24 protein-coding genes are annotated in these 25,892 nt (G+C 39.8%); 7 read left to right on the top strand and 17 right to left on the bottom strand.

The features are described 5' to 3' along the window. Positions 1-21 precede the first annotated feature (21 nt). Positions 22-1,227, top strand: a complete 1,206-nt coding sequence (locus ACO1D1_RS04125) for an MFS transporter (RefSeq protein WP_423335064.1) — start codon at positions 22-24, stop codon at positions 1,225-1,227. Positions 1,228-1,372: 145 nt separating this feature from the next. Here ACO1D1_RS04125 and ACO1D1_RS04120 read toward each other — a convergent pair whose 3' ends face one another. The 3 genes from ACO1D1_RS04120 to ACO1D1_RS04110 form a co-directional block, all read right to left on the bottom strand. Then, complete coding sequence (locus ACO1D1_RS04120) at positions 1,373-1,942, bottom strand: general stress protein (RefSeq protein WP_423335063.1); 570 nt, start codon at positions 1,940-1,942, stop codon at positions 1,373-1,375. 172 nt (positions 1,943-2,114) lie between these two features. Then, positions 2,115-2,663 carry a DeoR/GlpR family DNA-binding transcription regulator gene (locus ACO1D1_RS04115; protein ID WP_423335062.1) on the bottom strand — a complete coding sequence of 183 codons (549 nt, stop codon included), beginning with the start codon at positions 2,661-2,663 and terminating at the stop codon, positions 2,115-2,117. Beyond that, a complete protein-coding gene (locus ACO1D1_RS04110) occupies positions 2,599-2,943 on the bottom strand; it encodes a DeoR family transcriptional regulator (RefSeq protein ID WP_423335061.1) in 345 nt (114 codons plus the stop codon). The genes ACO1D1_RS04115 and ACO1D1_RS04110 overlap by 65 nt, the downstream gene beginning before the upstream one ends. Before the next feature lie 351 nt (positions 2,944-3,294). On the opposite strand from ACO1D1_RS04110, the gene ACO1D1_RS04105 reads away from it, so the two are divergent. Then, on the top strand, positions 3,295-4,509 hold the full coding sequence (locus tag ACO1D1_RS04105) for a metallophosphoesterase family protein (RefSeq protein WP_423335060.1): 1,215 nt from the start codon (positions 3,295-3,297) through the stop codon (positions 4,507-4,509). Between the two features lie 128 nt (positions 4,510-4,637). Here the strand turns inward: ACO1D1_RS04105 and ACO1D1_RS04100 are convergent, their stop codons facing one another. The 8 genes from ACO1D1_RS04100 to ACO1D1_RS04065 form a co-directional block, all read right to left on the bottom strand. Beyond that, on the bottom strand, positions 4,638-4,847 hold the full coding sequence (locus ACO1D1_RS04100; protein ID WP_423335059.1) for a twin-arginine translocase TatA/TatE family subunit: 210 nt from the start codon (positions 4,845-4,847) through the stop codon (positions 4,638-4,640). A gap of 16 nt (positions 4,848-4,863) precedes the next feature. Then, positions 4,864-5,763: a 4Fe-4S dicluster domain-containing protein gene (locus ACO1D1_RS04095; protein WP_423335058.1), complete on the bottom strand. Its 900-nt coding sequence runs from the start codon at positions 5,761-5,763 to the stop codon at positions 4,864-4,866. Positions 5,764-5,833: 70 nt separating this feature from the next. After that, a complete protein-coding gene (locus ACO1D1_RS04090) occupies positions 5,834-6,520 on the bottom strand; it encodes a TorD/DmsD family molecular chaperone (RefSeq protein WP_423335057.1) in 687 nt (228 codons plus the stop codon). Positions 6,521-6,536: 16 nt separating this feature from the next. Next, positions 6,537-7,769, bottom strand: coding sequence for an NrfD/PsrC family molybdoenzyme membrane anchor subunit (gene nrfD, locus ACO1D1_RS04085; protein ID WP_423335056.1), 1,233 nt, complete (start codon positions 7,767-7,769; stop codon positions 6,537-6,539). A 3-nt stretch (positions 7,770-7,772) separates the two neighbouring features. Further along, complete coding sequence (gene dsrO / locus ACO1D1_RS04080; protein WP_423335055.1) at positions 7,773-8,405, bottom strand: sulfate reduction electron transfer complex DsrMKJOP subunit DsrO; 633 nt, start codon at positions 8,403-8,405, stop codon at positions 7,773-7,775. Positions 8,406-8,416: 11 nt separating this feature from the next. Then, positions 8,417-10,783, bottom strand: a complete 2,367-nt coding sequence (locus ACO1D1_RS04075) for a molybdopterin-dependent oxidoreductase (RefSeq protein WP_423335054.1) — start codon at positions 10,781-10,783, stop codon at positions 8,417-8,419. Between the two features lie 290 nt (positions 10,784-11,073). Then, positions 11,074-12,624: a PucR family transcriptional regulator gene (locus ACO1D1_RS04070; protein WP_423335053.1), complete on the bottom strand. Its 1,551-nt coding sequence runs from the start codon at positions 12,622-12,624 to the stop codon at positions 11,074-11,076. A 7-nt stretch (positions 12,625-12,631) separates the two neighbouring features. Then, positions 12,632-13,186, bottom strand: coding sequence for a 4Fe-4S dicluster domain-containing protein (locus ACO1D1_RS04065; protein ID WP_423335052.1), 555 nt, complete (start codon positions 13,184-13,186; stop codon positions 12,632-12,634). Positions 13,187-13,362: 176 nt separating this feature from the next. Here ACO1D1_RS04065 and ACO1D1_RS04060 point away from each other — a divergent pair, with 176 nt between their 5' ends. From ACO1D1_RS04060 to ACO1D1_RS04050, 3 genes are all read left to right on the top strand, one after another. Continuing rightward, on the top strand, positions 13,363-15,402 hold the full coding sequence (locus tag ACO1D1_RS04060) for a molybdopterin-containing oxidoreductase family protein (RefSeq protein WP_423335051.1): 2,040 nt from the start codon (positions 13,363-13,365) through the stop codon (positions 15,400-15,402). Positions 15,403-15,643: 241 nt separating this feature from the next. Further along, positions 15,644-16,996, top strand: coding sequence for a M20/M25/M40 family metallo-hydrolase (locus ACO1D1_RS04055; protein WP_423335050.1), 1,353 nt, complete (start codon positions 15,644-15,646; stop codon positions 16,994-16,996). Between the two features lie 169 nt (positions 16,997-17,165). Then, positions 17,166-17,390 carry a hypothetical protein gene (locus tag ACO1D1_RS04050; RefSeq protein ID WP_423335049.1) on the top strand — a complete coding sequence of 75 codons (225 nt, stop codon included), beginning with the start codon at positions 17,166-17,168 and terminating at the stop codon, positions 17,388-17,390. Positions 17,391-17,671: 281 nt separating this feature from the next. On the opposite strand, the gene ACO1D1_RS04045 is transcribed toward ACO1D1_RS04050, so the two are convergent. Continuing rightward, on the bottom strand, positions 17,672-18,370 hold the full coding sequence (locus tag ACO1D1_RS04045; RefSeq protein ID WP_149868739.1) for a hypothetical protein: 699 nt from the start codon (positions 18,368-18,370) through the stop codon (positions 17,672-17,674). A 592-nt stretch (positions 18,371-18,962) separates the two neighbouring features. Between ACO1D1_RS04045 and ACO1D1_RS04040 the strand changes: the two genes are divergently transcribed. Together ACO1D1_RS04040 and ACO1D1_RS04035 are read left to right on the top strand one after the other, a co-directional pair. Next, positions 18,963-19,241 carry a CD3324 family protein gene (locus tag ACO1D1_RS04040; protein WP_423335048.1) on the top strand — a complete coding sequence of 93 codons (279 nt, stop codon included), beginning with the start codon at positions 18,963-18,965 and terminating at the stop codon, positions 19,239-19,241. A gap of 131 nt (positions 19,242-19,372) precedes the next feature. After that, positions 19,373-20,032, top strand: coding sequence for a FusB/FusC family EF-G-binding protein (locus ACO1D1_RS04035; RefSeq protein ID WP_423335047.1), 660 nt, complete (start codon positions 19,373-19,375; stop codon positions 20,030-20,032). Between the two features lie 65 nt (positions 20,033-20,097). Here ACO1D1_RS04035 and hutH read toward each other — a convergent pair whose 3' ends face one another. The 5 genes from hutH to ACO1D1_RS04010 all read right to left on the bottom strand — a co-directional run bounded on the left by hutH (position 20,098) and on the right by ACO1D1_RS04010 (position 25,803). Beyond that, positions 20,098-21,624, bottom strand: a complete 1,527-nt coding sequence (gene hutH, locus ACO1D1_RS04030) for a histidine ammonia-lyase (RefSeq protein ID WP_423335046.1) — start codon at positions 21,622-21,624, stop codon at positions 20,098-20,100. Between the two features lie 181 nt (positions 21,625-21,805). Beyond that, entirely contained in the window at positions 21,806-22,354 is a 549-nt protein-coding gene (locus tag ACO1D1_RS04025; protein WP_423335045.1) for a peptidase dimerization domain-containing protein, read from the bottom strand. Beyond that, the gene (locus tag ACO1D1_RS04020) at positions 22,335-22,973 is read right to left on the bottom strand and encodes a M20/M25/M40 family metallo-hydrolase (RefSeq protein WP_423335044.1); all 639 of its coding nucleotides are present in this window, start codon (positions 22,971-22,973) and stop codon (positions 22,335-22,337) included. The genes ACO1D1_RS04025 and ACO1D1_RS04020 overlap by 20 nt, the downstream gene beginning before the upstream one ends. A 133-nt stretch (positions 22,974-23,106) precedes the next feature. Further along, on the bottom strand, positions 23,107-24,255 hold the full coding sequence (gene hutI, locus ACO1D1_RS04015; protein WP_423335043.1) for an imidazolonepropionase: 1,149 nt from the start codon (positions 24,253-24,255) through the stop codon (positions 23,107-23,109). Between the two features lie 60 nt (positions 24,256-24,315). Next, positions 24,316-25,803: an amino acid permease gene (locus ACO1D1_RS04010; protein ID WP_423335042.1), complete on the bottom strand. Its 1,488-nt coding sequence runs from the start codon at positions 25,801-25,803 to the stop codon at positions 24,316-24,318. Positions 25,804-25,892 lie beyond the last annotated feature (89 nt).

Raw genomic sequence — 25,892 nt, 5'->3', positions numbered from 1 at the left:
CAATGAAAAAAGGTGATTTCGATGGATCAGTCAATGGTTAAAGCAGGGAAACAGTATCGGAAATTATTCCTAGCTGGGGTTGTGAATGGTATTGGGGATCGGTTTAGCTCTGTTGCTATATTAGCGATGCTGCTGCAAATAACCGGATCAGGCTTTGCAGTGGGAATAACGTTAGCTATCCGTTTAATCCCCTTTGTCTTCTTTGGACCTTTAGGAGGCTGGCTGGCAGACCGGATTCCAAGAAAGTCAATATTAGTTACAACCGATCTGCTGCGAATCATTTTCGCCCTATCCTTCTTATTCGTTCACAGTAAAGAGGAGCTGTGGATCGTTTATCTTAGTTCGTTTTTTTTAGCCGCTGGTGAAGCCATTTATAGTCCAGCAAGAAAGTCGGCCATCCCTCTCCTTGTGAACAAGGAACAGCTAATAAAAGTGAATAGTTTAGAACAAGTCTTAATCGGGATTGTTTTGATCGGCGGTGCCTTTTCAGGTGGGATTGTGTCCTATATTTTCGGCGCTCATGTAACATTTTGGTTCAATGCCGCCTCTTTCTTAGGTGCAGCCGCAATAATCTCAACAATTAAATTTCCTGAAAATAAGCGAGTAGAGGATGGCAATAAGTTTAGAAAAGAGGCGCAACTCGCGGTATTAAAAAAAATCATGTTGATGTCTGCTCCCGTTCTAATCCTCTTGATTTGTGAGGTCTTAATCGCCTCGATGAACGGAATCGATAATGTCCTCATTAGCGTGTATGCCGTGAATGAGTTTCAACTGGGGGATGTTGGGGTTGGCCTATTTTATGGGGCCTTAGGGATCGGTTTAACATTAAGCTACTCAATTGCAAATCGACTTCGGAAAAATTTCTTAGTCACAGGTTTAGTCTGTTTACTGTTAGAAGGTGCCTCTCTGTTAGTATTAAGTAGAATCCATGTAGCAGCCTTTGCCTTTCTTTTATTTTGCAGCGTGGCGTTTATGTCGGGGATTGGGAATGCCTGTTTTGATACCATATTAATGAAGGAAATTCCTGAAGAGCATCACGGGATGATGTTTGGATTGTTAGCGACCATCGGAAACACAATTTTAGGTCTATCCATGTTTTTATCTGGGATTGCACTAAATTATCTTGCTCCCCGCTCCTTAGGTTTAATTGGCGGGATTGCCTATATCCTGATTTCAGTTATCTTACTAATTGTCATTTCATCAAATCGCGAAACTTGCAAGAGATGAAGAATACTGAGACAAATCTATAAGAAAAGCAGATGAAATTGAATATCTATTTGTTGTCCTATTTCTCAAAAATATCCATTCGAAATAAAAAAAAGAAAAGAGCACCCGTCCCAGATGGGAAAGGCACCCTAATCATTTTCAATGATTAATAGTTTCGATTGCTGTCGATGTCAGTGATTGGGGCGTCAGTAACGGGCGGATTATCGGGTGGTGTGATTGGATCTGTAGAGCTTTGGTTGGCACGATTAGTAAAAAAGTGATCTCCAACATGATTTTCTCGACGCTCCACTACAACAATAAATTTCCCTTCATTAACAAGCCCTTCATATCGGTGTGCTTCTTCTTCAGGAAGACCCATTCCAATCAACGCTCCTGCCAAGCCGCCAGCTCCTGCACCAACTGCAGCTCCGGTTAAAGTTGCTGCTATTGGTCCCGCTGCTATAAACGGTCCGACGCCTGGAATGGCTAGAGCTCCTACGCCTGCCAACAAACCGACAAGCCCGCCCAGCGCACCGCCTGTTGCCGCTCCGGCTACAAGGCCTTCTTCCGTTTTCGTACTAGTAGCCTCATTAATTTCATGTACCTGTTCTTTGTTTTTTCCAATCACCGATATATCCTCGGCAGCATATCCCTGGCGCTTGAGGTTTTCAACTGCCTGGATAACTTCACTTTCAGTATCATAAACTCCCACCAAGTGTTTTTCATGTGTATGCATTTATAGTCCTCCTTTGGACGAGTATTTACTAGTACATCTACCCGCTACAAGAAGAACTGAAACATTTATTCTTTACTTCCTTTGTCATGAAAGTATATTTCAATAAGCATCATTCCGCATGAGGCCCATGGTAAGTTTTAGCTGTCCTATGTTTAGGTAAGCTAGAATAACTCTACATGATCCCTTCGCCCCTACTCGATGTTTGAGCATCCATGGCACCTGCATTTATCCATTTTACGTTTCTAACCATCGCATCTTTTGACCAATCAGCGGGCATTTCTTGATCTGAAATGACACAATCAATTGATGGGAATGACCCTATATGAAACAGAGCCTTCTGATTCATTTTGGAAGAATCAGTTACAACAAAAACACTTCCTGATCTTTTCATCATAATAGTAGATGCCGTTGCTTTATCAATATTGAAATCACATATTCCTTCTTTGCTCATTCCTCCGCATGAAATAAATGCTTTATCAAAGTAAAAATGTTCTAATAACTGATTGGTTAACGGTCCACTGATTGATCGTTGCAGTGGATTGGTTGTTCCTCCAAGTACGATTACATTGCCATCAAATAGGTGATTTTCTAATCGATTATTTAAGATTTCAGCTGCTGCTAATGAGTTGGTCACAACCGTGATATTTTTTACATTTTTAATTGACCTTGCAATATGTAAAGTTGTTGATCCTACATCGAGAGCAACTGTTTCCCCATCCATAATAAAAGTTGCGGCAGCTTCCCCTATCATTTTTTTTTTGATTATGGTAGATGCCGATTTTTTTATTAAAATGGAGTTCTTTAAGCGAACCAAAATATTGAATTGCCCCACCGTGAATTCTACGCAGTTTCTTTTTCTCCTCAAGTACGCTTAAATCTTTTCGGATTGTTTCCGGTGTTACGTTTAATTTAATGGCTAAATCTACTACATTAATTTTATTTTTCATCTCAAGTTCTCTTATGATTACTCTATACCTTTCTGCCATTTCATGCTTATTCATACAATCTCCCAATGCCTCCCTCATTAAAATTTTGTTATGTATTAATCCATTATAAAAAGCGAATATAACAAAACGCTTAAGAAAATATTAAGTTTTGTAAATTAGTCAAAAATGAAGAATAAAACAAAATCAAAAAGCATTTTTTCATCTATCTTTTCTACTATTAGTAGTCTGAGTATTCCGACATAAAGGAGGACAGTGCCGTTTTATTTGGCTTATTTGGTTTCTGTTTTTCCTTTGTTTAATTTACTTACATTTCTAGCAACCTTCATACTCTATCAATATTATTATCCTAAGATGTAATAGTAGATGACTGGGAATAATTTTTTAAAAATTGGGGAGGTAATTTTCATGAGTATTCAGGATCTAAACAAAGGGATAGACAGAAGGAAATTTATGAAAATCGGAGGAATGAGTACGCTCGCATTAACACTTGCGTCTACTGGATTGCCTGGAGATTTATTTACTAACCATGTACATGCTGATGAATTAGGAAATGCTAAGCTTCAATTTAACTCAGATGGAAAGTATAAAGTTGTACAATTTAACGACACTCAGGATGATGAACGAATTGATCGCAGAACCATTGAACTTATGGAGAAGGTTCTTGACTCAGAGAAGCCGGATTTTGTAGTTCTTAACGGTGACAATATTACAGGCGGCTGTGATAGTGAAATAGAGATGAAACAAGCCTTAAATAATGTAGCTCAGCCAATGGAAAAAAGAGGTATTAAGTGGGCAGTTACATTTGGGAATCATGATGAAGATTCTTCACACCTAAGTGGAATGTATGAAAACGACATGCTGAAGTTCTATATGAATTACAAATATAATATGAACGAACCTGGAGAAAAGGGCCTTACCGGAACAGGTAACATGAACCTTTTAATAAAAAATTCAAAAGGCAATAATGCCGCATTTAACCTCTGGCTTCTTGATAGCGGAAGATATGCACCAGCAGAAATTGCCGGACAGGATTTCAAAGGGTATCCTACTTGGGACTGGCTTCGATTTAATCAAGTGAATTGGTATTATGAGAAATCCAAAAAACTTGAGAAGCAATACGGTTTTAAAGTCCCTTCACTTGTATTCATTCATATCCCTCTATGGGAACATCGTTTTATGTGGTATGGAAGTGTTGATAGTAGAACACAAGCGAACCATGATCTTGCAGCGGCAAAACATAATATAGTAGGTGAAAGAAATGAAGACGAATGTCCAGGACCGGTTAACGGCGGTTTGTTTTCAGCCATGTTAGATAGAGGGGACGTTAAGGGCGTTTTCTGCGGACATGATCATGTAAACACCTACTGTGGCAACTATTATGGAATTTTGCTTGGCTATGCCGGCAACACAGGTTTTGGAACGTACGGCCTTTCTGGAGCTGATCGAAACAGACTTCGTGGAGCAAGAGTATTCAATTTAGATGAAAATAAAGAAGGTGTTCTTGTAGAAACCCATATGGTTTTCGCTAAGGACTACGGAATTGATTTAACAGCGAACGATCAAAGTATGGATCCTTTACCATTAAACAATGGAGAAAAGGAAAAAGCGGTAAAAGGATAAATGCTACTAGAATATGAAGATCGGCAGGTCAATATTTATTCGGAAAATGATCCTCCCGATTATAATTGAAATGTAAGCAAAAGCTTCCACGTAGTGTGGAAGCTTTTGCCGTCATACCGTTTCATTATCTATGAAACAAGCCCTTTATCATCTGTAGATCTATTGATGTCTTTTTCTGGCTCTTCTTCCTCCGATAGTAACCCTGAAGTCGATTGTTTAAATTCTCTTAATGACTGGCCCACAGCACGTCCAAGTTCTGGTAGTTTCTTAGGGCCAAAAATGATGAGCGCAAGAACTAAAACGATAATTAATCCGGGAACTCCAATGTTTGAAAGCATTTTTTCCGCTCCTTTTCTAGAAGACACTTTTGAGTTTCATACAGGCCACACACTGATCATCGTGTTCGCGCAATGTTTGAAATGTTTGATCGCAAGACTGGCAAACTTTCTCATAAATAGGAAGAATGGTGTCTTCCACTTTTACAATCTTATCTTCAATTATAATAGCCTTTTCAGGGCAAGTATCGGCACATAACCGGCAAGATGAACAATCTTGTAAGGAAAGTGAAAAATGTCCTTCTCCAATAGCAAAACACTTTTTATGACAAACTCTTTCGCAAACGGTACATAACGTACATTTTTCAACATTTAAAGATATGTTTGAAAACTGGTAGCCCGTATAATGCTTCTGCAAATTGGAGACCTCATGATTGAATCGCCACTTTGCCGGGGTAACCTGTTTCATTATAGACTTGCTTTCATTTTTCCATAGAGAGAAAAGTGCTCTCCTTGAATAATGCTCTTCTTTTTGCTCAACAGACTTGACTGATACCGAAAATGGCGATTCCCCAAGTTCCCTCAGCATTTTATTTGCTTCTTCAATCGGCTGATTCCAAGATTGTATAGAAGGTTCATCTTTGCCAATTATTGTTTGAATCCCTTTTTTATAATAAATGAGCAATTCTTTGGAAGATGGAATATGCTGCCCCGAGATCACTAGTTGATTTTGGCTGATCTTCCTCTCTGGAAGGATGCCTGCAATGGCTTGGACAGGACAAGCCACGATACATTTTCCGCATTGCACACATTTGTTATGATCTACTACCGGCTGTCTATTTACAATGGAAATAGCTTCTTCCTCACATACAGCTATACATTGTTCACAAGCTGAATAATGGCCCTGATGACGGGTGCAGGAAGATAGTATTTCATATTCATAATCTAAGCTCTCTACCCACTTGCTTAATAAGCCCACCAAAGCCACCTCACTTGAAAATGATGAATCCAGCTATATTTTTCGATAAGTGTTCCTCTAGTTGGGATCTTTAAAGAATTGGAACCGCAGCCTGCTCATATTTGGCAATAAACTCTTCCATCAGTTCCCGATCCCAAAGGAGGAATCCCCAAATCAGCTCAATTAATCCTCCATAAAAACCAGTACTCCCATGGAGCTTTGTATCATTACAAAGCTCATGGATCCAAGAAAGCAAGTGCTCGGCTATAAAGGAAGCCTGGTTTTTTACAACAGAAACTTGTTTATCATACTCAAGGTCAATTAATTGACTACATAATGCAGACATGAACATTAGCTCTATCCCGATATGGTCCTCCGGCTGCTTATTTTTCCATCTACTTTCCAAACCATTTATGGACAGCACTTCTTTTATTTCGAACGCGGTTCGTCCAAAGAAAAGTCGTTCACTAGTCCGATAGAATGATTCGCAAGGAGGTGCTTTAGGATGACCTGGCCCAAGAAAAAGGCTTGTATATTCTACCATTACGTTTTCTATTGCCTGTTCTTCGGAAAGCTCTTCTAAGTCCGATGAACAATTGATCAATTGTGCTAAACCCGCTTTCATCTGATCATTAGCCGCTTCCAAAGGAAAGTCTCTCCAAAACTTTTGCGTAAAAGCAACGGTATGCTGACCCTGTATTGGCTCTAGCAAACTATTAGCCAAAAAGCCATACAATGATGCCCGCAGCTGCCATACCTCATTCCATGAATTGGTCATAAATGGTTCCCCCCTATTACTGCGCTGCTGTCAATCTCTCTCTGGATTGGTTTTGCTTTGGCTGCTGTGCTTCTTTAGAACTCGCTAAGAGGATCCTGCGAGAAAGGACGATAAATAACAATGTACCAAAAGCAATCATTCCAACTACGATCATTAATTCAACTAGAGTTGGCGCATACTGGCCGTGTTTCAACCAAAAATTAGGGACAACAGAAGGGTCTTCACCAGGAATATATTTACCAAGCGTAATGCCTGGGGCCCCCTCGACATGTGGATAAATAAACGAGGTGAACAATAACCACACCCGTTTAAAGAATACACCAATCACAACCAGCACTGATGAAAAGATCACCAATCCTGTTTTCTGTCTATTTTTACTAAATAGTAAAATAGCAAGCGGGATCACAAAGCCTAAAATGACTTCACCCCAGAAAAATGGTGCCATAGAGCCCTTTAGCATCTCATTTAAAATAAGCATCACTGATTCTTCTTGCGGATAATACATCGTCAATACTTCTGAAAAAACAAAGTATGCGTCCACAGCAACACAGGTTACCAAGAGGCCGGCTAAACTTGTAATCAGTTTTTTCTCCACAGTAAAAAGTTTAAACTTTATTAACAGTACAAGTACAATGATTAACAGCGCAAGACCTGAGTCCAATGCAGAGGCTACAAATAAAGGAGCCATTAATGCACTATGCCAGCCTTCACGGGCGATTTGCAATCCAAAAATCCAGGCCGTAACGGAGTGAACAAGAATGGCAACCGGAAGGGCTACACTTGACATAATTTTCATCTTCTTAGGATCCGGCTTTGGCCGAGTCATTAAATAAAGATAAAGAACATTAATACTTAAATATAGGGTAATGACACATACATCCCACATTAATGGCGACTTAAATTGCGAATGCAGTAGTAGATTTAGAAGGCGTTCAGGACTTCCGATATCTACCATGATAAAAATTCCTGCTACTATAATACAAACTGTTGAAAGAATCGTAGCGGGCTTAGCCACTACTTTAAAAGCAGGAATATTGAACACCGTCGCTGAAGAAGAAACAATTAATCCGCCTGCAGATAAACCGACAAAGAACATAAACATCGTAATATATAATCCCCATGAGACAGCGTTATTCATACCTGTAACACCCAGCCCATTGACAAGCTGATAGCCTAATGCGCTAAATCCCATAAGAGCGAGAATTCCTAAAGCTCCCATCCAGCTATAGAGGTTTGCCTTACTTTTCATCTATCAGTTCCCTCCATTCAGGCCCAAATAATAGACTTGCGGCTTCGTTCCTTTTTCTTTCAACAGTTGTTCGCCATTTTGCTCACGAATTAAACGAGAAACTTTACTATTCGGATCATCCAAATCACCAAACGTTCTTGCTTCAGCTGGACAGCACACGACACACATCGGATCTAGGCCTTCATCTGTTCTCTCTTTACACATCGAGCATTTTTCAACCACACCAACCTTACGGACAGGTACCTTGCTATCTCCATAGTTAAAGCCTGGATGGCGGACGGCTTCCGTCCAATTGAACACACGAACATTATAAGGGCAGGCTGCCATGCAATATCGGCAGCCGATACAGCGATCATAGTCAATTAATACTCTTCCATCTTCCGCTTTGTAGGTAGCACCTACCGGACAAACCTTTACACATGGGGCATTCTCACAATGCTGACAAGAGACTGGAATATACTTCTTTTTTACATGCGGATAAATTCCACTGACACCATCCATCTCTTCTGAGTCCATCGTAAGAACCCGATTCCACAACATTCCCATTGGGACATTATTTTGCATTTTACAGGCATTAGCGCAGGTTTGACATCCTACACAACGATTCAAATCAATAACCATTCCTAACTTTGTCATACGCCCACCTCCTACACTTTCTTCACTTCAACTAAAGTATCGTTATAAGGTATAACTGGACCATATCTGAGCTTGTACTGACGAGGATTAAGGATATCATTTGTTACATTTTGAAGGTTTCCTGCCTCCATATGCTTTGACCACCAACCTTCATGGAGTCTGATTTGTCCTGGTCGATATGCTTCGGTAAGCAAGCAGCGCGCCTTGAATTTTCCTCGGTCATTAAATACCTCGACTAGATCGCCATTTTGTAAACCCCGGCTTTTCGCATCAAGCGGATTCATTTCCAGCCTTGGCTCAGGTTGATACTGATTAATCCATTTGGCATTTGTAAATTGCGAATGGACCCGATATTTTGTATGCGCCGTACTAAATTGGAGCGGATATTTCTTAAATAATGGGTTCCCAGGAGTTGCTTCTCCCGGCTCTTCAAAGTTTGGAAGAGCTTGATGATCCTCCACCAATTTTTCATGATAAATTTCTAGTTTCGTAGATGGCGTAGGGTAAACCTGATCCATGTAACCCCGATAAGGTTCATCCGGTACTTCTAGGCGTTTAATAAAATTATTTTCTTTAAGAGTCTTAATATTAATTCCATTTAATGCAGGATCTGATGACTTCAGACGTGCACTCTGTAACTCTTCCGGTGTTTTAGGCAAGTATTGATCAAGCCCAAATTTTGCAGCCAATTCCTTTTCAATCTGGAAATCCGACTTACTTTGATGCAATGGCTCAATGACTTTTTGTGAAAGAAGAACATGGGATCGGTTTATTTGCATATTCACGATATCATACTCACTCTCAAATGCCGTGCACGCTGGAAGGACAATATCAGAGTAATCAACACTTGGATTATGGAACGGATCAATCGTCACAATGAAATCTAATTGCTTAATCCACTTTTCGGTTTTGTGTAAATTAGCAAAATGTTGTTGTAAGGTGTTGCCTAGGTTAATGACTGCCTTTACAGAGTTCGGCTTCTCGCGCATATCTTGAGTAGTCATTTCCAGCGGAGTAGTTTTAAATTGAGCTGGCAATTCCCACGAGCTAAGTTGTGCACTCCATGAAGTACCATGATATAATGCATTTCCAACTCCGCCGCCAACACGCCCAATATTTCCGGTTAATGAACCGAGTATCCCTCCAGCATGTCCCGTAATATCTGCATTAGCCCATTTATCTCCACCGCCAAATCCCCAGCCGAGAATGGCAGGACCGCGTGTTGCATAGTCTCTTGCTAATTCGAAGATGATGTTTTCTTCGATTTCTGTTTTATCAGCAGCCCATTTAAGTGTATATTGCTTCTGATTTTCTTTTAGCGACGTAAATACAGTCTTGACTTTCACTCCATCGACTGAGAATTCACCCTCTAAAGCAGCTTTCACACCTGGGGCATTGAAAGGTTTTAAAGAATGACTGTTCTCATCCCAAACCAAGTAAGGGTTCGTTTCTACTTCCTCGTCTGAATCATTTTGTCTTAGTAATTTTTGATTATCTGATCTGATCAAAAATGGCGCTGATGTATTGTTTACTAAGTAATCTTGCTGATACCATTTGTTATCAAGGATTACACTAATCATTCCCAGAAGTAATGCCGCATCCGTACCCGGTTTTATTCTGATCCACTGATCAGATTTTGATGCCGTTGTCGAACATGTAGGGTCGATCGAAATAATTTTAGCTCCCGCATCCTTTGCAGCAAAAAAGAATTTCGAATCAGTAAGGGTTGTTTCAAGGATATTACAGCCTAAAAAGATGATCGTGCTGGAATTAACCCAATCAGTCGTCTCGTTTTGGATATAGCCATATGCGGTAGTACCAATACATTCTTCTAAACCATTTGCTAATCCAATATCGATTCCGCTTTCAATGGCAAATTGGGCTCCTAGCAATGATGGTAAGAATGGATACGTATATTCAATCCCCGATGAACAGCTAAATAAAATAGACTCTCCGCCATATTTACTTTTTAACCCTTTTAACTTATCTGCTATCGTTGTTAGTGCCTCATCCCAAGAAATAGGAACAAATTTCCCTTCTCCTCTTTCTCCAACCCGCTTTAAAGGTGTTTGAAGACGATCTGGACTATAAATTCGCTCCAGCTCGCTCAGCCCTTTTAAACAAACCGTTGAAAACCGCTTATCAGACCACGTATTCGGTTGAATCATAGCGAGCTTGCCGTCGCGCACTGTACATTTGAAAGCACAACGGCCCCCACAGTTTGTCGTATGATAGGTGAAGGCTGTTTTTTCTAAGGAGTTGCTTTTGGCTTCAACAGGCTGGAACCATTTATTACTAGAAAACAGAGAACCTGACAAACCAACGCTTGCTGTCCCAACTGCACCGGCCTTAATAAAATTCCTTCTAGAAATACCCATTGTGACTCTCCTTCTATATCAGTTTTTGGCTTTTTTCAAAAATACAAATTCGGTTCATTATGCCTTATGAAAGACTTCTTTTTCTTCTACAGTTTTATTTTATTACTTAGAACCTGCTATGAGGAGTGTGGGCTTCTCTATACTTTGGCAAGCGAGATTGTGTACTTTTAACAGTCTATCTTTGTCAATTTGGAGCAAAAGTGAACAACTTTTGAATGATAAGAGTCATTTTCATTTATATAAAAGAAAAAAATAGCTTTGACGATCATCGAAGCTACTTTTAATAAACTTTACAGAGATAAAGAGAAATGTATTTTCACTGCTGCCATTAAATTCATGAACTCTTCCGGCTTTTGAAGGTCAACACCCGTAATTTCTTCGATTTTTTTAAGCCGATTCCTTAATGTATTTGGGTGTACATACAGTGCTTCAGATACCTCATTAATGATCCCTTGGTGCAGAATATATGCTTTTAACGTTTTCACATATTCCGTGCCATTTTCACCATCGCTTTCAATCAGTGATGATAAATATTCTTGACTAAAATCATACAAAATCTCGCGGTGAATATGTGTAAGCAAGCGGACGAGCCCAAGATTATTCATGTGAAAAACACGTTTCTTTTCAAACCAAACCTGACCAAATTGTAAAGCAACTTTCGCTTCTTGATAGCTTTTATTAAGGTTTATCGAATCTTGGTACCATTTCCCTATGCCGATACAAAATTGGCCATTTGGCCACATACTCAACAGCCCTTGCTCAATCTGCTCCGCTATTTTAATGGCATATTTTTTTCTCTCATTGTGGTTTCTATGCTCTTGATCTTCTACCAATAAAATAACCTGATCTTGAAATGGAAAAATAATGATTGTCTCATTTAATTGTGATATTTGTGCTTCTAAATGAACAATCAATTCATCCATCCACTCAAAATTCCCCATGATATCATTAGAGTCATTAACATTTATGATAAGCAGGTGGTGCGGCCTTTCCAAGTTCCATCCCCACGCTTTTCCTTGCTTTACCATTACCTTTTTGGCTTCAAATTTATGATAAAGAAGATCATATATGAAATGCTCTTTAAATCTTTCCTGCTGGTCGCGAAACATTTCTTCTGTTTGAAAAAAAAGAGCAGTCAAACCTATTAATTTATCAATCAGCTTTTTTTGCCAATCAACTAAGTGTGCCGAGGCAATCAACGTTAAACTGATTTGATCCGCAATATTTATTAAGTAAGGCTCGAAAGAATGCTTTACCTCTTCGGCAGAGGAGCCATTCTTAGTAACTCTTTCATAAGATTTAAGCCAATGAAAAGCTTTTTGCAATTCTGCTTCAGGTCCAACTTGCCAAAGAAGCTGATTATTTTCGCCTAAGTATAGAAATGGTGTTTCTAAAGCCAAAGATAAACCAGAGGTTATATTCATAAACCCCTTATTCATAAACCCATTTAACTCTTTGCTCATCTGACTGAGGGAGTAATGCGAATTGGTCTTTTTCTGAAAAATGGGTAAGGCTGCCGCATCTTCTACTTGGATAATAGGTACTTGGCATTGTTGAAAAAGGGACAGGCTGTCTTCTTGAATGGGTATGTTTTTTTGAAGACATATTATGATTCCAATTAGATTACGATCTTGAATTAATTGAAAAGCTAACTCTTTTTTGTTTAACTTTATACACTCCTCCTCAGTTTGAATCACTAGTAATGTTGGACTTTCAAATCTTTGATCTGAAATACATGAAGCAATTTTTTCGTAATAAACATGCTCCTTAGGTAAAGGAGTGAAAAAGGCAAGCTGATACATTGGAAGACAATATAACAAATCTTGTAATGAGACCATCATATGATTATCATCCTTCTCTAAAAAAAGTGTGCCCCTGTTGTTTTTTTATTATATTGACAGACGGCTTGGTGTATCCAACAAGCGGTATATCGGCACTTTTGAAACTATTAGATTGTATTTCATTTGTATCCATCACCATCATACTAAGCGCACCTGTCGTACAATTTTCAACGCATACAGGCCTTAATCCTTGGTCAATTCTATCTACACAGAAATTACATTTATCTACTCTATTTGTTTTAGGGTTTAACTTAGGAGCGTGAAAAGGGCAAGCCTCCATACATCGCTTACACGCTTTGCAGCGACTTGGCTCATGTACGACAATACCATCCGCCCGTTTTTGAAAATTATTTTCCGGACATACATACACACAAACAGGATTTATACAATGATTACATGAAATCGAGATATGGAGGCGCTGATCATCTGTCTCTGTTTCATATGTGAACACATTTCTCCGATGGACGCCCATTAAACCGTAATGGTCATTACAGGCCATTTCACAGGTTTTACAATCAATACACCTATTAAGGTCAACAGAAAATACTAATTGAGTATTCACCTGGGTCCTTACCTCCTTCTGCTCTTTATTCCTTTTTTAGACACATTTCTAATCTATTTATAGTTTAAAATATATTAATAAGATTAATTGTCATCTTACCTAACATTTCGTGAATTTTAACCGACAATTTTGTGTCTGCTTTTATTTAATCAGGTTTAATAACGAGGTGAGCATACGTGAATAAACACGCAACAAGGATATGTAAGAATGTTTGTCCCAGAAACTGTCCTAGCTCATGCACAATGATTTCATATGTAGAAAATGAATCTCTTGTTCATATTACCGGAGATTCTATGCACCCTTATACACGAGGGAAACTTTGCGCGAAAGGATTTTCTTATCTTGAAAAAAATAGTCATCGTGATCGCTTAAAGTTTCCTTACTATCAAAAGGTGAAAGGTTCTGGGAAATTCATAAAAATTACGTGGGAGAAAGCATTTGATCTTATTATCAGTGAAATGATGAACATTCATAAACGCTTTGGAAGCTTTCATCCACTTGCCTTATACAAGGGCTCCGGAAATATTGGTGTACATCATTTTGTCACGGATGAGTTTTTTTCAAGCATGGGTAAAACTACTAGACTCATTGGTTCTTCTTCCTTCTCAACTGGATTTCAAGCCATGCAAGATGATATGGGTGCCGTTAAAATGTCTGATCCATCCACTATTAAGGATTCGTCAATGGTGATAATCTGGGGGGCCAATCCCGCAGCAACAAATATTCATTTGATTCCGTTTATCCTAGATGCCAAGATAAATGGTGCAAAGATTGTCGTTATCGATCCACTTTATACGCAAACAGCCGAACTGGCAGATTTATATATTCAACTACGTCCAAGTACAGATGGAGCATTAGCCAACGTTTTAATCAAAGGTTTAATAGAGAAGAATGCAGTTGATAGGGTGTTCTTAGAAAATAACTCCTCTGGGCTCGATCCATTTTTGGAGATGATTAATGGGATAAGTGTTAAAGAATTTTTACTGAAATGCAGTGTTCCTCAAGAGGCCGTTGATTTATTGTTGGATTGGATGACAGAGTCAACAGCCGTTTCTTACTTAATCGGAACTGGACTGCAGAAACACGCACATAGCAGGCAAACCATCCGAGCAATTGAAGCTTTAGCTGCGGTCCGCGGAGATATTGGCAAATTAGGCGGGGGGATTTTCTTTAGAAGGAACGATTTACCGATATTTAATAATCAAGATTTTGAGAAGTTAAATCGTAACAACCGGATGATTAAAATGAGCGAACTTAATGGAATACCATCAGTACATCGGCCATCCATTGAAATGATGTGGATTTCATGTGCAAATCCACTAACTCAAGAGCCCGATTCGAAATTTATGAAGCAGTTTATGATGGATATTCCTTTTGTTGTGACTGTGGATCAATTTTTGACACCAACAGCACAAATGTCGAATCTCGTTTTGCCTACTACAACCCATTTTGAAGAAATGGATATTGTGACGAGTTTTTGGCATAACCAAATGGCATGGAATGAAAAAGCCATTTCACCTTATTACGAGAGCAGAAGTGAATGGAGTATCATCAAAGAGTTAGCACTAAGGCTGAAGCAGCACTCTGGGGATCTATGTTCTTTCCCGATTCATGCTTCAGAAGAGGAATATTTAAATGCACAATTCAACGAAAAGGTGTTTACCTGCTATTCAATTAAATCAGTTTCTGATTTGAAAGAAAGGGCCGCGGCGCCCAATCTCCCTAATGTGGCATGGGGCGACAGGCAATTTGATACAGAAACAGGAAAGTTTCAGTTTTATTTCGAAGTAGCAAAATTAGTTGATCATCATCCGATGGGAACCTTTATCGAAGGGAAAATGCCAACAAACGATTATCCATTTTGGCTGATTACCCCTCACCATCCATACGCGATTAATTCTCAATTTCATTTTTTAAAGTTATCCGATGAAGAAGAGGCCGTGGTTAGAATAAATCCAAAAGCAGCGAAGGAACTAGACATTTTTAACGGGGAAATCGTATCTGTATACAATGATCAAGCATCTATAGAAATTAAAGTGTTATTTAGTAATCAAGTTCCAAAAGATATTGTCGTCATTTACCAAAGCTGGTATCCTGTTTCCCAAGTTACCGTTAATGATTTGGTACCTGCTTTGCAAACAAATATGGGAACAGACAAACCCTGTTCCCAGGGTATTGGAATGTATGACACGTTTGTTCATATAAAAAAATTATGAAGTATATTGAAATAACAGCATGGAAACTGCCCCTTTCATGCTGTTTTTTCATCTTTATAGATTTCCCAATAGACTAAATACCTGCATCCTTTTTCCTTTTTTCTTCAAAAGCGAATCATCCTTAAGTGCCAAAGTGAAAATCAATGATAGGTTAGAAGAATCAATTTTTGAAATAGAAAAGGATTACCAAAAATGGAAGAGAATACATTTGAGGAATCTAATCTTCTAGGGGGTCATTTTTTTGAAAAGAGGAAAAAAGCGCTCGGCCATTTTACTATCTACCATGCTAGTAACTTCAGGTTTGTATTTTGCTCCGGTGAATCTGCCAATTAAGGCAGCAGCCGCAGCACAGGATGTAACGAACCCAAGCATTAAGGCCTTTGACCAAAAGGTCATTGCGAGAGTCAATGCCGAGAGAATCTATCAAGATCTCTACTATCTATCAGAAACAATCGGTCCGCGCGTAACCGGAACAGAGGGGGAGCAGCAGGCTGTTGAATTCATAAAAAACCGTCTCTTATCTTTAGGCTATAAGGTAGAAACGCAGGAATTCAGCATTCCTGACAAAACGATTGGACATTTGCATACAAGTGATAATAATGAAGTGATGGTGAATATACCTGCCGGCTCCGCGGCGACACCTAATGAGGGAATCACCTCTCTATTATTTGATGCAAAATTGGGCAAAGCGGCGGATTTTACTGCAGATGCAAAGGGCAGGATTGCACTGATCTCCAGAGGGGAAATTACGTTTAAAGAAAAAGTAGATAACGCAGTCGCAGCAGGGGCGATCGGAGTATTAATCTATGATAATATTAGTCAGCCAGGTCCTTTGAATCCTTCCATCGGCGGTGAAGCGGCCGTTCCGGTAGGCGGCATTTCAAAAGCAAGCGGTGAAGCCTTGCTGAAGGACGTTGTGACGCAAGGTAAAACGGTGACAATGAATGTCCAGCGTCTTAAGAATGCGAAGTCACAAAACATAATTGCTACTAGGAAGCCTAATCAAGGGGCAAACCACGACATCGTGCATGTCTCGGCCCATATCGACAGTGTTCCGTTTGCCCCGGGAGCAAACGACAATGCTTCAGGTACTGCCGTTGCTTTAGAATTGGCCAATGTTTTAAAAAGCTACCCAATCGATAAAGAATTGCGGTTTGTGTTTGTCGGTGCTGAAGAGATCGGCTTGGTCGGTTCGGCACATTATGTCAGCAAGTTAAGCCAAGATGAAGTCAGCCGCAGCCTCGCGAACTTCAATATGGATATGGTTGGAACCGGGTGGGATAATGCGACCGCAATTTATTTAAATACGGTTGACGGGAAGGCAAATATTGTGTCAGAGACAGCCAAGGCAACCGCAAATAGAATTGGTACTCCATCAGAGTTGGTGCTCTATCAGCGTGGCTCTTCTGACCACGTTTCCTTCCATGATGCGGGCATCCCGGCAGTTAACTTTATTCGCCGCGAACCTGGAACAGCAAACCTGGAGCCATATTATCATACGCCAAATGACAAAATTGAACATGTCAGCATTGAGCGTCTGAAAGAAGCTGGCGACCTGGTTGGAGCCTCTCTATACAGTTTGATCAGAAAATAGTAGTCCTGAGTATAAAGGTATTTATTAAAAGTCTTCCCAAAAGGCAAGGCTGTTTTTATACTGATTCTCAACAGCCTGACACCCGCTGCAATAAAATACAGCGGGTGTCAGGCACTTATATTTTTATATATTAGGTAATCAAAAAAATTCCTGCTCTAACAGTCTGTTATTGAATGGAATTAAAAAAATTGAGGATATGGAGCCATGGGCGGTCTCCACGTTGGAATGGGTTGCTGATAATATCCCGGCATATGATTATGATTTGGATTGTGATTTGGATTATGATTTGGATTATGATGATTTGACTGGTAGTGATGGGGCGCGTGACCAAGGGTATGGTGATTATATTGTGCTATACATGCCCCCGTTTGTCCAGGATATGGACCAGTCGTAATATGATGGGTCAATTTACACACCACTTTCTTAGAATTTATTTTATATTATGCGGTACAGGCTATTCGGTTACAAAAAGTTGGTGGGGAGGTTGTTATCGTTGACAAAAGAAATAGAGCTGTGGGTTTGCGTGACGGTTAAAGAAAACCGAAGAATTGGAGCCGGGTCCCAAAGTAAGATCAAGAGTTTATATCAGATGCCCGAGGCAAACATTGATGTCACTATTTGCCCCTAGGTAGTTTCTTCTTATATTGTTAGGGGCTCCAAAAGAACCGCACAAGGTTATTTCGTATTTTCCAATATGCTTCGTATTTTATCAGTATAAATTTTTGCCAAGCCTTTTTTGCTGTATTCGAAGTATTTCATGCTTGATTCTTTATTGATACCCATGTTTACTAGCCGAATATCAAGCTTTTCAAGGATAAAACGCTCATCCTCATCCTTTTTTGTTCCACCCACTTGAGCCAAATCAATCTTTGTACCGTCATTAAATTCAATTATGTAAAAAAAGTCACCTTTTGCGTGTGTAAATAACGATGTCCTCCCCTTACCATACACCCCTGTTTGAATCTTGACGATTTCGTCATAGCTGTATGATTTGCCTTGTGGAGCAAAAAAGGAATAATCAATAATCCGATCTTTAGTTACTACAGTAACAGCTGTAATAATTGTGTACAGCAAAATAATAGTGAAGGTCGAAAAAGCAGCAATCATGAGCTTTCTATACTTTTTAAAAATTGCTCCGTTTTTCCATACATTCCTCAAATCTTTGTTGAAAATGTAGAAAAATCCCACAAAAAGATAGAGTTCAAAGATTATAACCAGCCCTGAATAGGGTGATTTAAAAACCCAGATAATATAATCCTTTGGAACAAACAATACTTCTTGCATCAAAGATACTAAAATAAACATGCCTAGGGTTAATATAAGTATGGCTATAATTGCAAATACACGTAGAAATCCCGTTTTAATCATTTTCACAGTAACGTCTCCTATACAGGGCAACTTTTTACATTTAATTTACATTTGAATAACAAAGGGTTAATAAACTGCCTATATACTTAAGTTATATAAAGTCATGCTTATGGAGGGTCCATGATGATCGAATTCATGATTCGACTGGCTATTCTTATTCCCCTTTGCATACTGCTTTAAATGCATCATGATTAAACAAGCAACAAAGTAATGATCCAAATTACACGATCTACTAGTCCAAAGGATTATACCCGCGTTCATCCAAATTCCCCTTTTTATCGCAAACAATTTCCAATTAATAATGTGTAAAATTGTAACATACTACTGGTCACTGAAGTAAAAAGTCAATTATAATAATGTATAGTCTCTTACCAAAAAGTAAGGACATTACCTTACATTTCAGGAGGTGATGAGTCTTGGGAAATCAGTGTAGATTACCAGGGACTCCAGCCACTCATGCAAAGCCACGTATTGGAAAGGCGATACTTTGCATGGGGCGGACATTTAGTTTAAAAAATCGCCCAGGTAAGCTTTTATTTCATTTCTAATATGCGGCTTTGCACCTTATTGTTCAATAAAAATAAGGGGCTGGCAAACAATGAAATATGTAAACGCAAGCAACATATTACCTGAAAATCTGATTGTAGAAATTCAAAAATATGTTCAAGGGGAAACCCTTTATATCCCTAAACCGGAAAAAACCTACCGGAAATGGGGAAGTTGTTCAGGGGCAAGAAAGTTCATTGATGAACGAAATGCCTCAATCAAACATTCATTTTCTATTGGAACAAGCATCCACCAGTTAGCGGATGAGTATTTCCTGTCCATCGAGACCATCAAAAAGATAGTGTACTCGCAGAGAAAAAAGGATGACTGATAAGAGACCTGCCCACCTAACGGCGGGTTTTCTTTATATGTACAATTTGTTTCTAAGTCATTTTCTCCATTTTATTATTAGGATGCTTTTTTTAAAATAATAGAAAGTAACAGAAGATAATGAGGCGGTTTATGATGAACGAAAAATTTATTAAGAATGAACAATTTAATTTTATAAAACGGCAAGTGGATTTGATAAAGGATAGTTATAAAAAAAACACTGACCCAAGTGTCATTAAGGCTGTCAGGGAACTGGCCAATGCTCAAATTTTTGAGCTTTTTCCACATGCTGCAGGGGAACAAGCTGAAAGGCTGGACCTTTCAAAATGGAAAACGGATGCTGAGTTTGATCAATATCTTCAAGAGTTAGCCAAATGTTTGATCCCCTTTCCAACACTTACCGAGCAGCAGGTGAAAAAAATGTTTCCAAAAGCCAAGAAGCTAAAGGTACCGAATTTATTGGCATTTGATTTCGAGAAGATGACCTACCTAAGCTGGTCTGATATCAGCACTAACAAAAAATTTATTATTTACGAGCTGAATGAGAATTTGATGGGAATTGAATGTAAATACTCGATTTTAAATAAGGACAATATCTGTTCGTTCTGTAATCGTTTTGGTAAAGTAGCCTTTATTACCACAATCACCAAAGCTAAAAAGTCCAATAACCCCGATTACTATAAAGCGATTGGAAACTATATCTGCCTAGACAGTGCTGAATGCAATAAAAAAATAACCAGCGTTGCCTATTTGACCGAGTTTTTAGAGGAATCGAATCGGAAATATGCTTAAAAACAGAACCTTGCTAATGGGAGATTAGCAAGGTTCTGTTATATTTTTTGAATTTATCATAAGGTTCATAATGAAAGTAATGATTGATCCCTTAATATAAATTGTGCCAGTTCCTCCATTTGATCGGAAATAGCTCGGTCGCTTTCAAGGGGCGGACAGATTTCACGAATTTTTTCTAAATAAGCACGTGTTGCCGGTGCTAACTCTTTTTCGGCTTTTTCCAAATAAATCGCCTGAGAGGCACAAATCATTTCAATCGCTATGACTCTTGCTGAATTGTGAATAATCTCTCTTGCTTGACGGGAAGCAATAGTGCCCATACTGACGTGGTCCTCTTGGTTTGCAGATGTCGGAATGGAATCAACGCTTGCCGGGTGGGCAAGGACTTTATTTTCAGAAACAAGTGATGCTGCAGCATATTGGGCAACCATCAAGCCGCATTCTAACCCTGGGTCAGTCGCTAAAAATGGGGACAAACCGCTTAATTGCGGGTTGACGAGCCGTTCTGTTCTTCGCTCGGAAATATTCGCCCACTCTGCCGCCGCAACTTTCAAAAAGTCCATTGATAACGCAATTGGCTGGCCGTGGAAGTGACCTCCTGATAGAATTTCGCCGTTTTCTAGAACAATCGGATTATCCGTCGTAGAGTTCATTTCTACACTTAGACGCTCATTCACATAATTAAACGCCTGCCACGATGCACCATGGACTTGAGGAATACAACGAATGGAGTACGCATCTTGGATGCGGATTTCTCCTTGTCGGGTAATCCGTTTGCTGCCCTCCAGCCATTTCCTCATTCGAGAAGCAACGAATTCAAGCTCCGGATGGGGCCTGACAGCTAATAGTTCACTATCAAATGCGGAGATTACCCCGTTTAGTGCCTCCATAGTTAAGCTTGCTGCCATATCTGCCGCTAAACCAACACGTTCCGCCTCATTAAGTGCAATCGTACCAACAGCAGACATCGCTTGTGTTCCATTGATGAGGGCCAGACCTTCCTTCGCTTCTAAGGAAACCGGTTTTAGCCCAGCGCGTTTTAGCGCTTCAGCACCAGGGAGAATTTCCCCTTTATATTCCGCTTTCCCCTCGCCAACTAACACAATGGCAATATGGGAAAGCGGTGCTAAATCGCCGCTCGCACCGACCGATCCCTTACAAGGAACAACCGGATGAACACCCCTGTTAATCATATCAATGAGGAGCTGTAATGTTTCTTCTTTAATTCCAGAATACCCCTTCGCAAGTGAGTTGGCTCTTAACGTCATCATTGCTCTTACCACTGGAATTGGAAGAGGTTCCCCTACACCCACTGCATCGGCACGCAATAAATTCAGTTGTAATTTGGCAATATCTTCGCGGTCAATTTCGATATCACTCAGTTTTCCGAAGCCCGTATTCACACCATAAACTACTTTTCCATCATTGATTTGTTTTTCAACCCGTTCGCGGCTCACTCGTACCCGCAGCCAGTTTTGTTCTGGTATCCCTACCTGCGCATCAAAATCCGCAATACTTTGTACTTTATAGCGGTCCAATGTAATCCCATCTAATTCTACTAATTTTACCCCAACTAATTCTTTGCTGCCCATTATGTGTCCAACTCCCATTAAAATACTTTAGCTGAATATTCCGTCTTTAATTATTATAAACTAGTATTTGTTAGTACCAATAGACAATAGTGAATTTAATAGAATAATAGTGCCTGAACTACAAGCAGCGTAAATGAAACCAATATTTTCCTTTTGTTGGAGCCGCTTAACACCCTTGACCCTATTCTGTTTTATGGTTTTCATACCACTGCTCAATCAATGCCGCAGTCAATCTGCCTGTGTTTATTAGATTTTCAATGCTGATACACTCTCTGAAAGAATGAATATTTTGGAATCCTAATCCAAGTGTCAAACAGGTTAACCCATGTTCATTTAATACATTAGTATCAGCGCCGCCCAATGTTTCGGTTAAATATGGTTTTACCTTAATATTGTGAGCCGCTTCATTCGCTGTTTTTACTAAAATATCCTCCTTGGCAATATCAAAGCCAAGGTATTTTTTCTCAATTTTGACCGTTACCTTACCGCCTTTTTTCACTACGGCCTGTTCCATCACTTCTTCCATATGTTTTAACTGTGCATCCAGCTTTTCTTTAGAAAAACTGCGGACTTCCCCCGCAATAGTGACACTGCCCGGAATGATGGAGGTTAGCTCTCCGCCTTTAATAATCCCGATATTGGCTAGGGTTTCTTCGTCAATTGCCCCGAGCCTCATATTTGCTAATCCTTCTGCGGCAAGAAGAATAGCACTATTTCCTTCCCTCCGCATTTAGCGCAATATGGGCGGCATTCCCTTGTACTTCCATCCAGATGCGGCTGCTATAAGGCCCTTTTAGAATAATTTGACCAACATCCCCGCTGCTATCAAAAATATAGCCTGTTTTACTTTTCGCCTTGCTGTAATCCATATAAGTAGCGCCCACAAGACCAGGCTGTTCATTGACAGTCAGAATCAATTCAATCGGACCATGCGGAACACGGCTTTCAATGATTGCCCGAATGGCTTCCAAATAAGCAGCTAATGCAGCACGGTCATCCGCACCTAAAATGGTCGTGCCATCTGAATAAATCACGCCATCCTTAATAACAGGCTTCAGTCCTTCCGTTGGCAATACCGTATCCATATGTGTCGAGAAAAATAACGGAGGGACCTTAGGATCTGTTCCCTCATGCCAGGCAATGAGGTTTCCAACTTCCCCGTTAAAATTTTTATGTGCCTCATCAAATTCCAATGTAAAGCCAAGCTCTGGCAGCACTTTTTTCAAATAATCCGCCACATGGCTTTCTTTCCCGCTTGGTGCATTTATTTTTGCCAGTTCAAGAAATAGCTCTTGTAAACGTTCAGCATTTACATGATCGACTGCACTTGATACTTGATTCGTTTTCAATTTCATTCCCTCCTACAAACTATTATTCTAGCGATTCACGACAACCTTCCCGTTTTTAATCACTGTTTCCACAATGTTCGTTCCTAGCTCATATGCAATATGCTTATAGGTTGGGACATCCCAAATTTGCAGGTCAGCTAGTTTCCCTTCCCTGAATAACTCCTCTATCTTCAAGGTCAAGCGCCCTAGCTCCACCATAAGTAGCAGCCTTGATCGCTTCCTCGACAGAGAATTGATAAAGCTTACATGCAAGTACGATGACAAATTGCATGGATTGGGTATAGCTTGCCGGGCAAAGGTCGGTTGCCAAGGCGATGCTCATACCTAAATCAAGCATCTTTCGTGCCTCAAATGGGCGTTTATGACCCACTGCAAAATCTAGCGAAGGCATTAAGACTCCTGTTACTTTTGCTTCTGCAAGCTTTTCCATCACTTCCACTGGAGTATAATTTAAATGATCGACGGACACCATTTTCATCTCAGCCGCAAGGTCGGTACCGCCAATATAGGAATAGGCATCCGCATGAATTTTTGGTTTCATACCATACTGCATGCCAGCTTTTAAAATTAATTCCGATTCCTTGGAGGTAAAATATCCTTCATCACACCAAACATCACAAAATTCCGCCAAATTCCGTTCAGCCACTTGTGGAATCATTTCATTAATAATCACATCAAGATACTCAGCTTTTGTGAGATTTTCCGGAAACCCATGGGCTCCTAAAAATGTATTGAGTACATCAAGCGGTGTTTCTTCATTTAACCTTCTGCTTACTTCTAAGATTTTGATTTCACTTTCAGTCGTTAATCCATAACCGCTTTTACTTTCGACTGTCGTAATCCCATAGTCCAGCATAGTCATAAGGCGTTTCTTTGATTGTTCAAATAACTCTTCTTGGGGCCGGTTTCTTGTTAACTCAACTGTCCGGTTAGGGCCTGCGGCAATGCCGAGTTTTTTTAATGTTTCGAGATCATTTTTCCCTGTCAGCTTTGCACAATACTCTTCCACCCGAGTACCATAAAAAACTAAATGAGTGTGGGAATCGATAAAGCCCGGGGCAACAACTTTCCCGTTGGCATCAATAGTATCCGCTTCTTCTGAGTTAAATCTTATGCTGATTTCCTCATTGGAGCCGACACCCACAATCTTCCCTTCCTTTATTGCAATGGATGCATTTGTCAGTAAGCCTATATCCTCCATGCGCTCCCCTGTACAGGTGATAACTTCTGCCGCATTACGAATGATTAAATCAGGTTTTATGCCTCGTTCATTTTCAACCATTGTGTGTGCCCTCCCTCAGTTGGATTTTTCTAAATAAAGAGATTCCTATTTCGCTTTACCTTAGTGACGAAACTCTTTTATATCAATCTTACATTCTTTCAGTGGTATTACTTTTGTTTTCTTAATAAATTTATAACCAAGCCAAAATGTTAGGAACACTGGAATACCAAGGTAGGCAGCAATGACACCTTCCCAATCGATATCCCCTGATGTAAAGCCTTGATAGTCCTGTGCAAGTAAAATCACAAAACAAATAACAAATGCAAAGATTGGTCCGAATGGATACCATTTGGCGCGATATGGAAGATCTTTAATAGAATTTCCTTGTGCAACGTAAGCTTTGCGGAATCGGTAATGACTTAAAGCAATTCCGAGCCAAAATATAAAGGTGGTCACTCCGACAGAGTTCATCAACCAAAGATAGATCTTTCCATCACCCACAAAAGAGGCTAAAAATGCCAGCATACCAATCAACGAAGTAGAAACTAGTGCGGCTACTGGAACCCCCCGTTTACTCACCTTCGTAAAAAACCTTGGCGCTTGGCCGTCTTGGGCCATCGCATACATTATTCTACTTGTTACATAGAGACAGCTATTACCAGCAGATAATACAGCAGTTAGAATGACTGCATTCATGACGGAAGCGGCCAAAGCAAATCCAGCTTTTTCAAAAACAATTGTAAATGGACTCGTCAAAACCGATGAGCTTTGGAGACTTTCATTCGTGTATGGAACAAGAAATGAAATAATGAGTATGGCTAAGATGTAAAAGAGAAGAATACGCCAAAAAACACTACGAATCGCACGAGGAATATTCTTAACGGGATTCTCCGTTTCACCTGCAGCGACTCCGATACATTCTGTTCCAGAGAAAGAGAAACCGGCTACGAGGAAAATCCCCAATGTTCCAAGAAACCCTCCAACAAATGGAGCATCGCCAACAGTGAAATTCTTAAATCCAGCTGGCTCGCTGCCATTCATAATTCCAAAAATCATTAAAGTCCCAACAACGATGAAGATGATAATAGTTGCGACTTTAATAAACGAAAACCAGTACTCTCCTTCGCCAAACCCCTTAACAGATAAAATATTTAAAAGGAATAGTAATGCTAAAAACAACCCGCTCCATAATAGTGACGGACTATCAGGAAACCAATATTTCATAAGCAAGACTGAAGCTGATAATTCTGCTGCAAGGGTCATAGCCCAAGACAGCCAGTAGTTCCAGCCAAATGCAAACCCTAATGCAGGATCAATAAAACGTGTTGCATACGTGCTAATAGAACCGCTTGTCGGCATAAATGTTGCGAGCTCCCCCAGCCCTGTCATGACAAAATATACCATGATTCCAATAATACTATAGGCAACTAAAACACCACCTGGTCCTGCTGCATGGATAGCTGGTCCGGTTCCAAGAAAAACACCCGTTCCGATTGTACCGCCCAAGGCAATCATCGATACATGACGTGTTTTTAGCTTCTTTTGGAGATGGCCAGATGGTTCATTTTGTTTAACATCAGCTGCTGCATGTAAAGGTGTATTTTCCAAACGAACGCCCCCTTAACTTCTATATAAAAATATTAATTTAAGCAGGAACTATAAACGGGATAAGATTTTTTCAATGAATGTTACAGGAT

It is taken from the genome of Neobacillus sp. 19, from assembly GCF_049463095.1.
Classification (GTDB): domain Bacteria; phylum Bacillota; class Bacilli; order Bacillales; family Cytobacillaceae; genus Neobacillus.
This window is presented reverse-complemented; position numbering and strand designations above follow the sequence as displayed.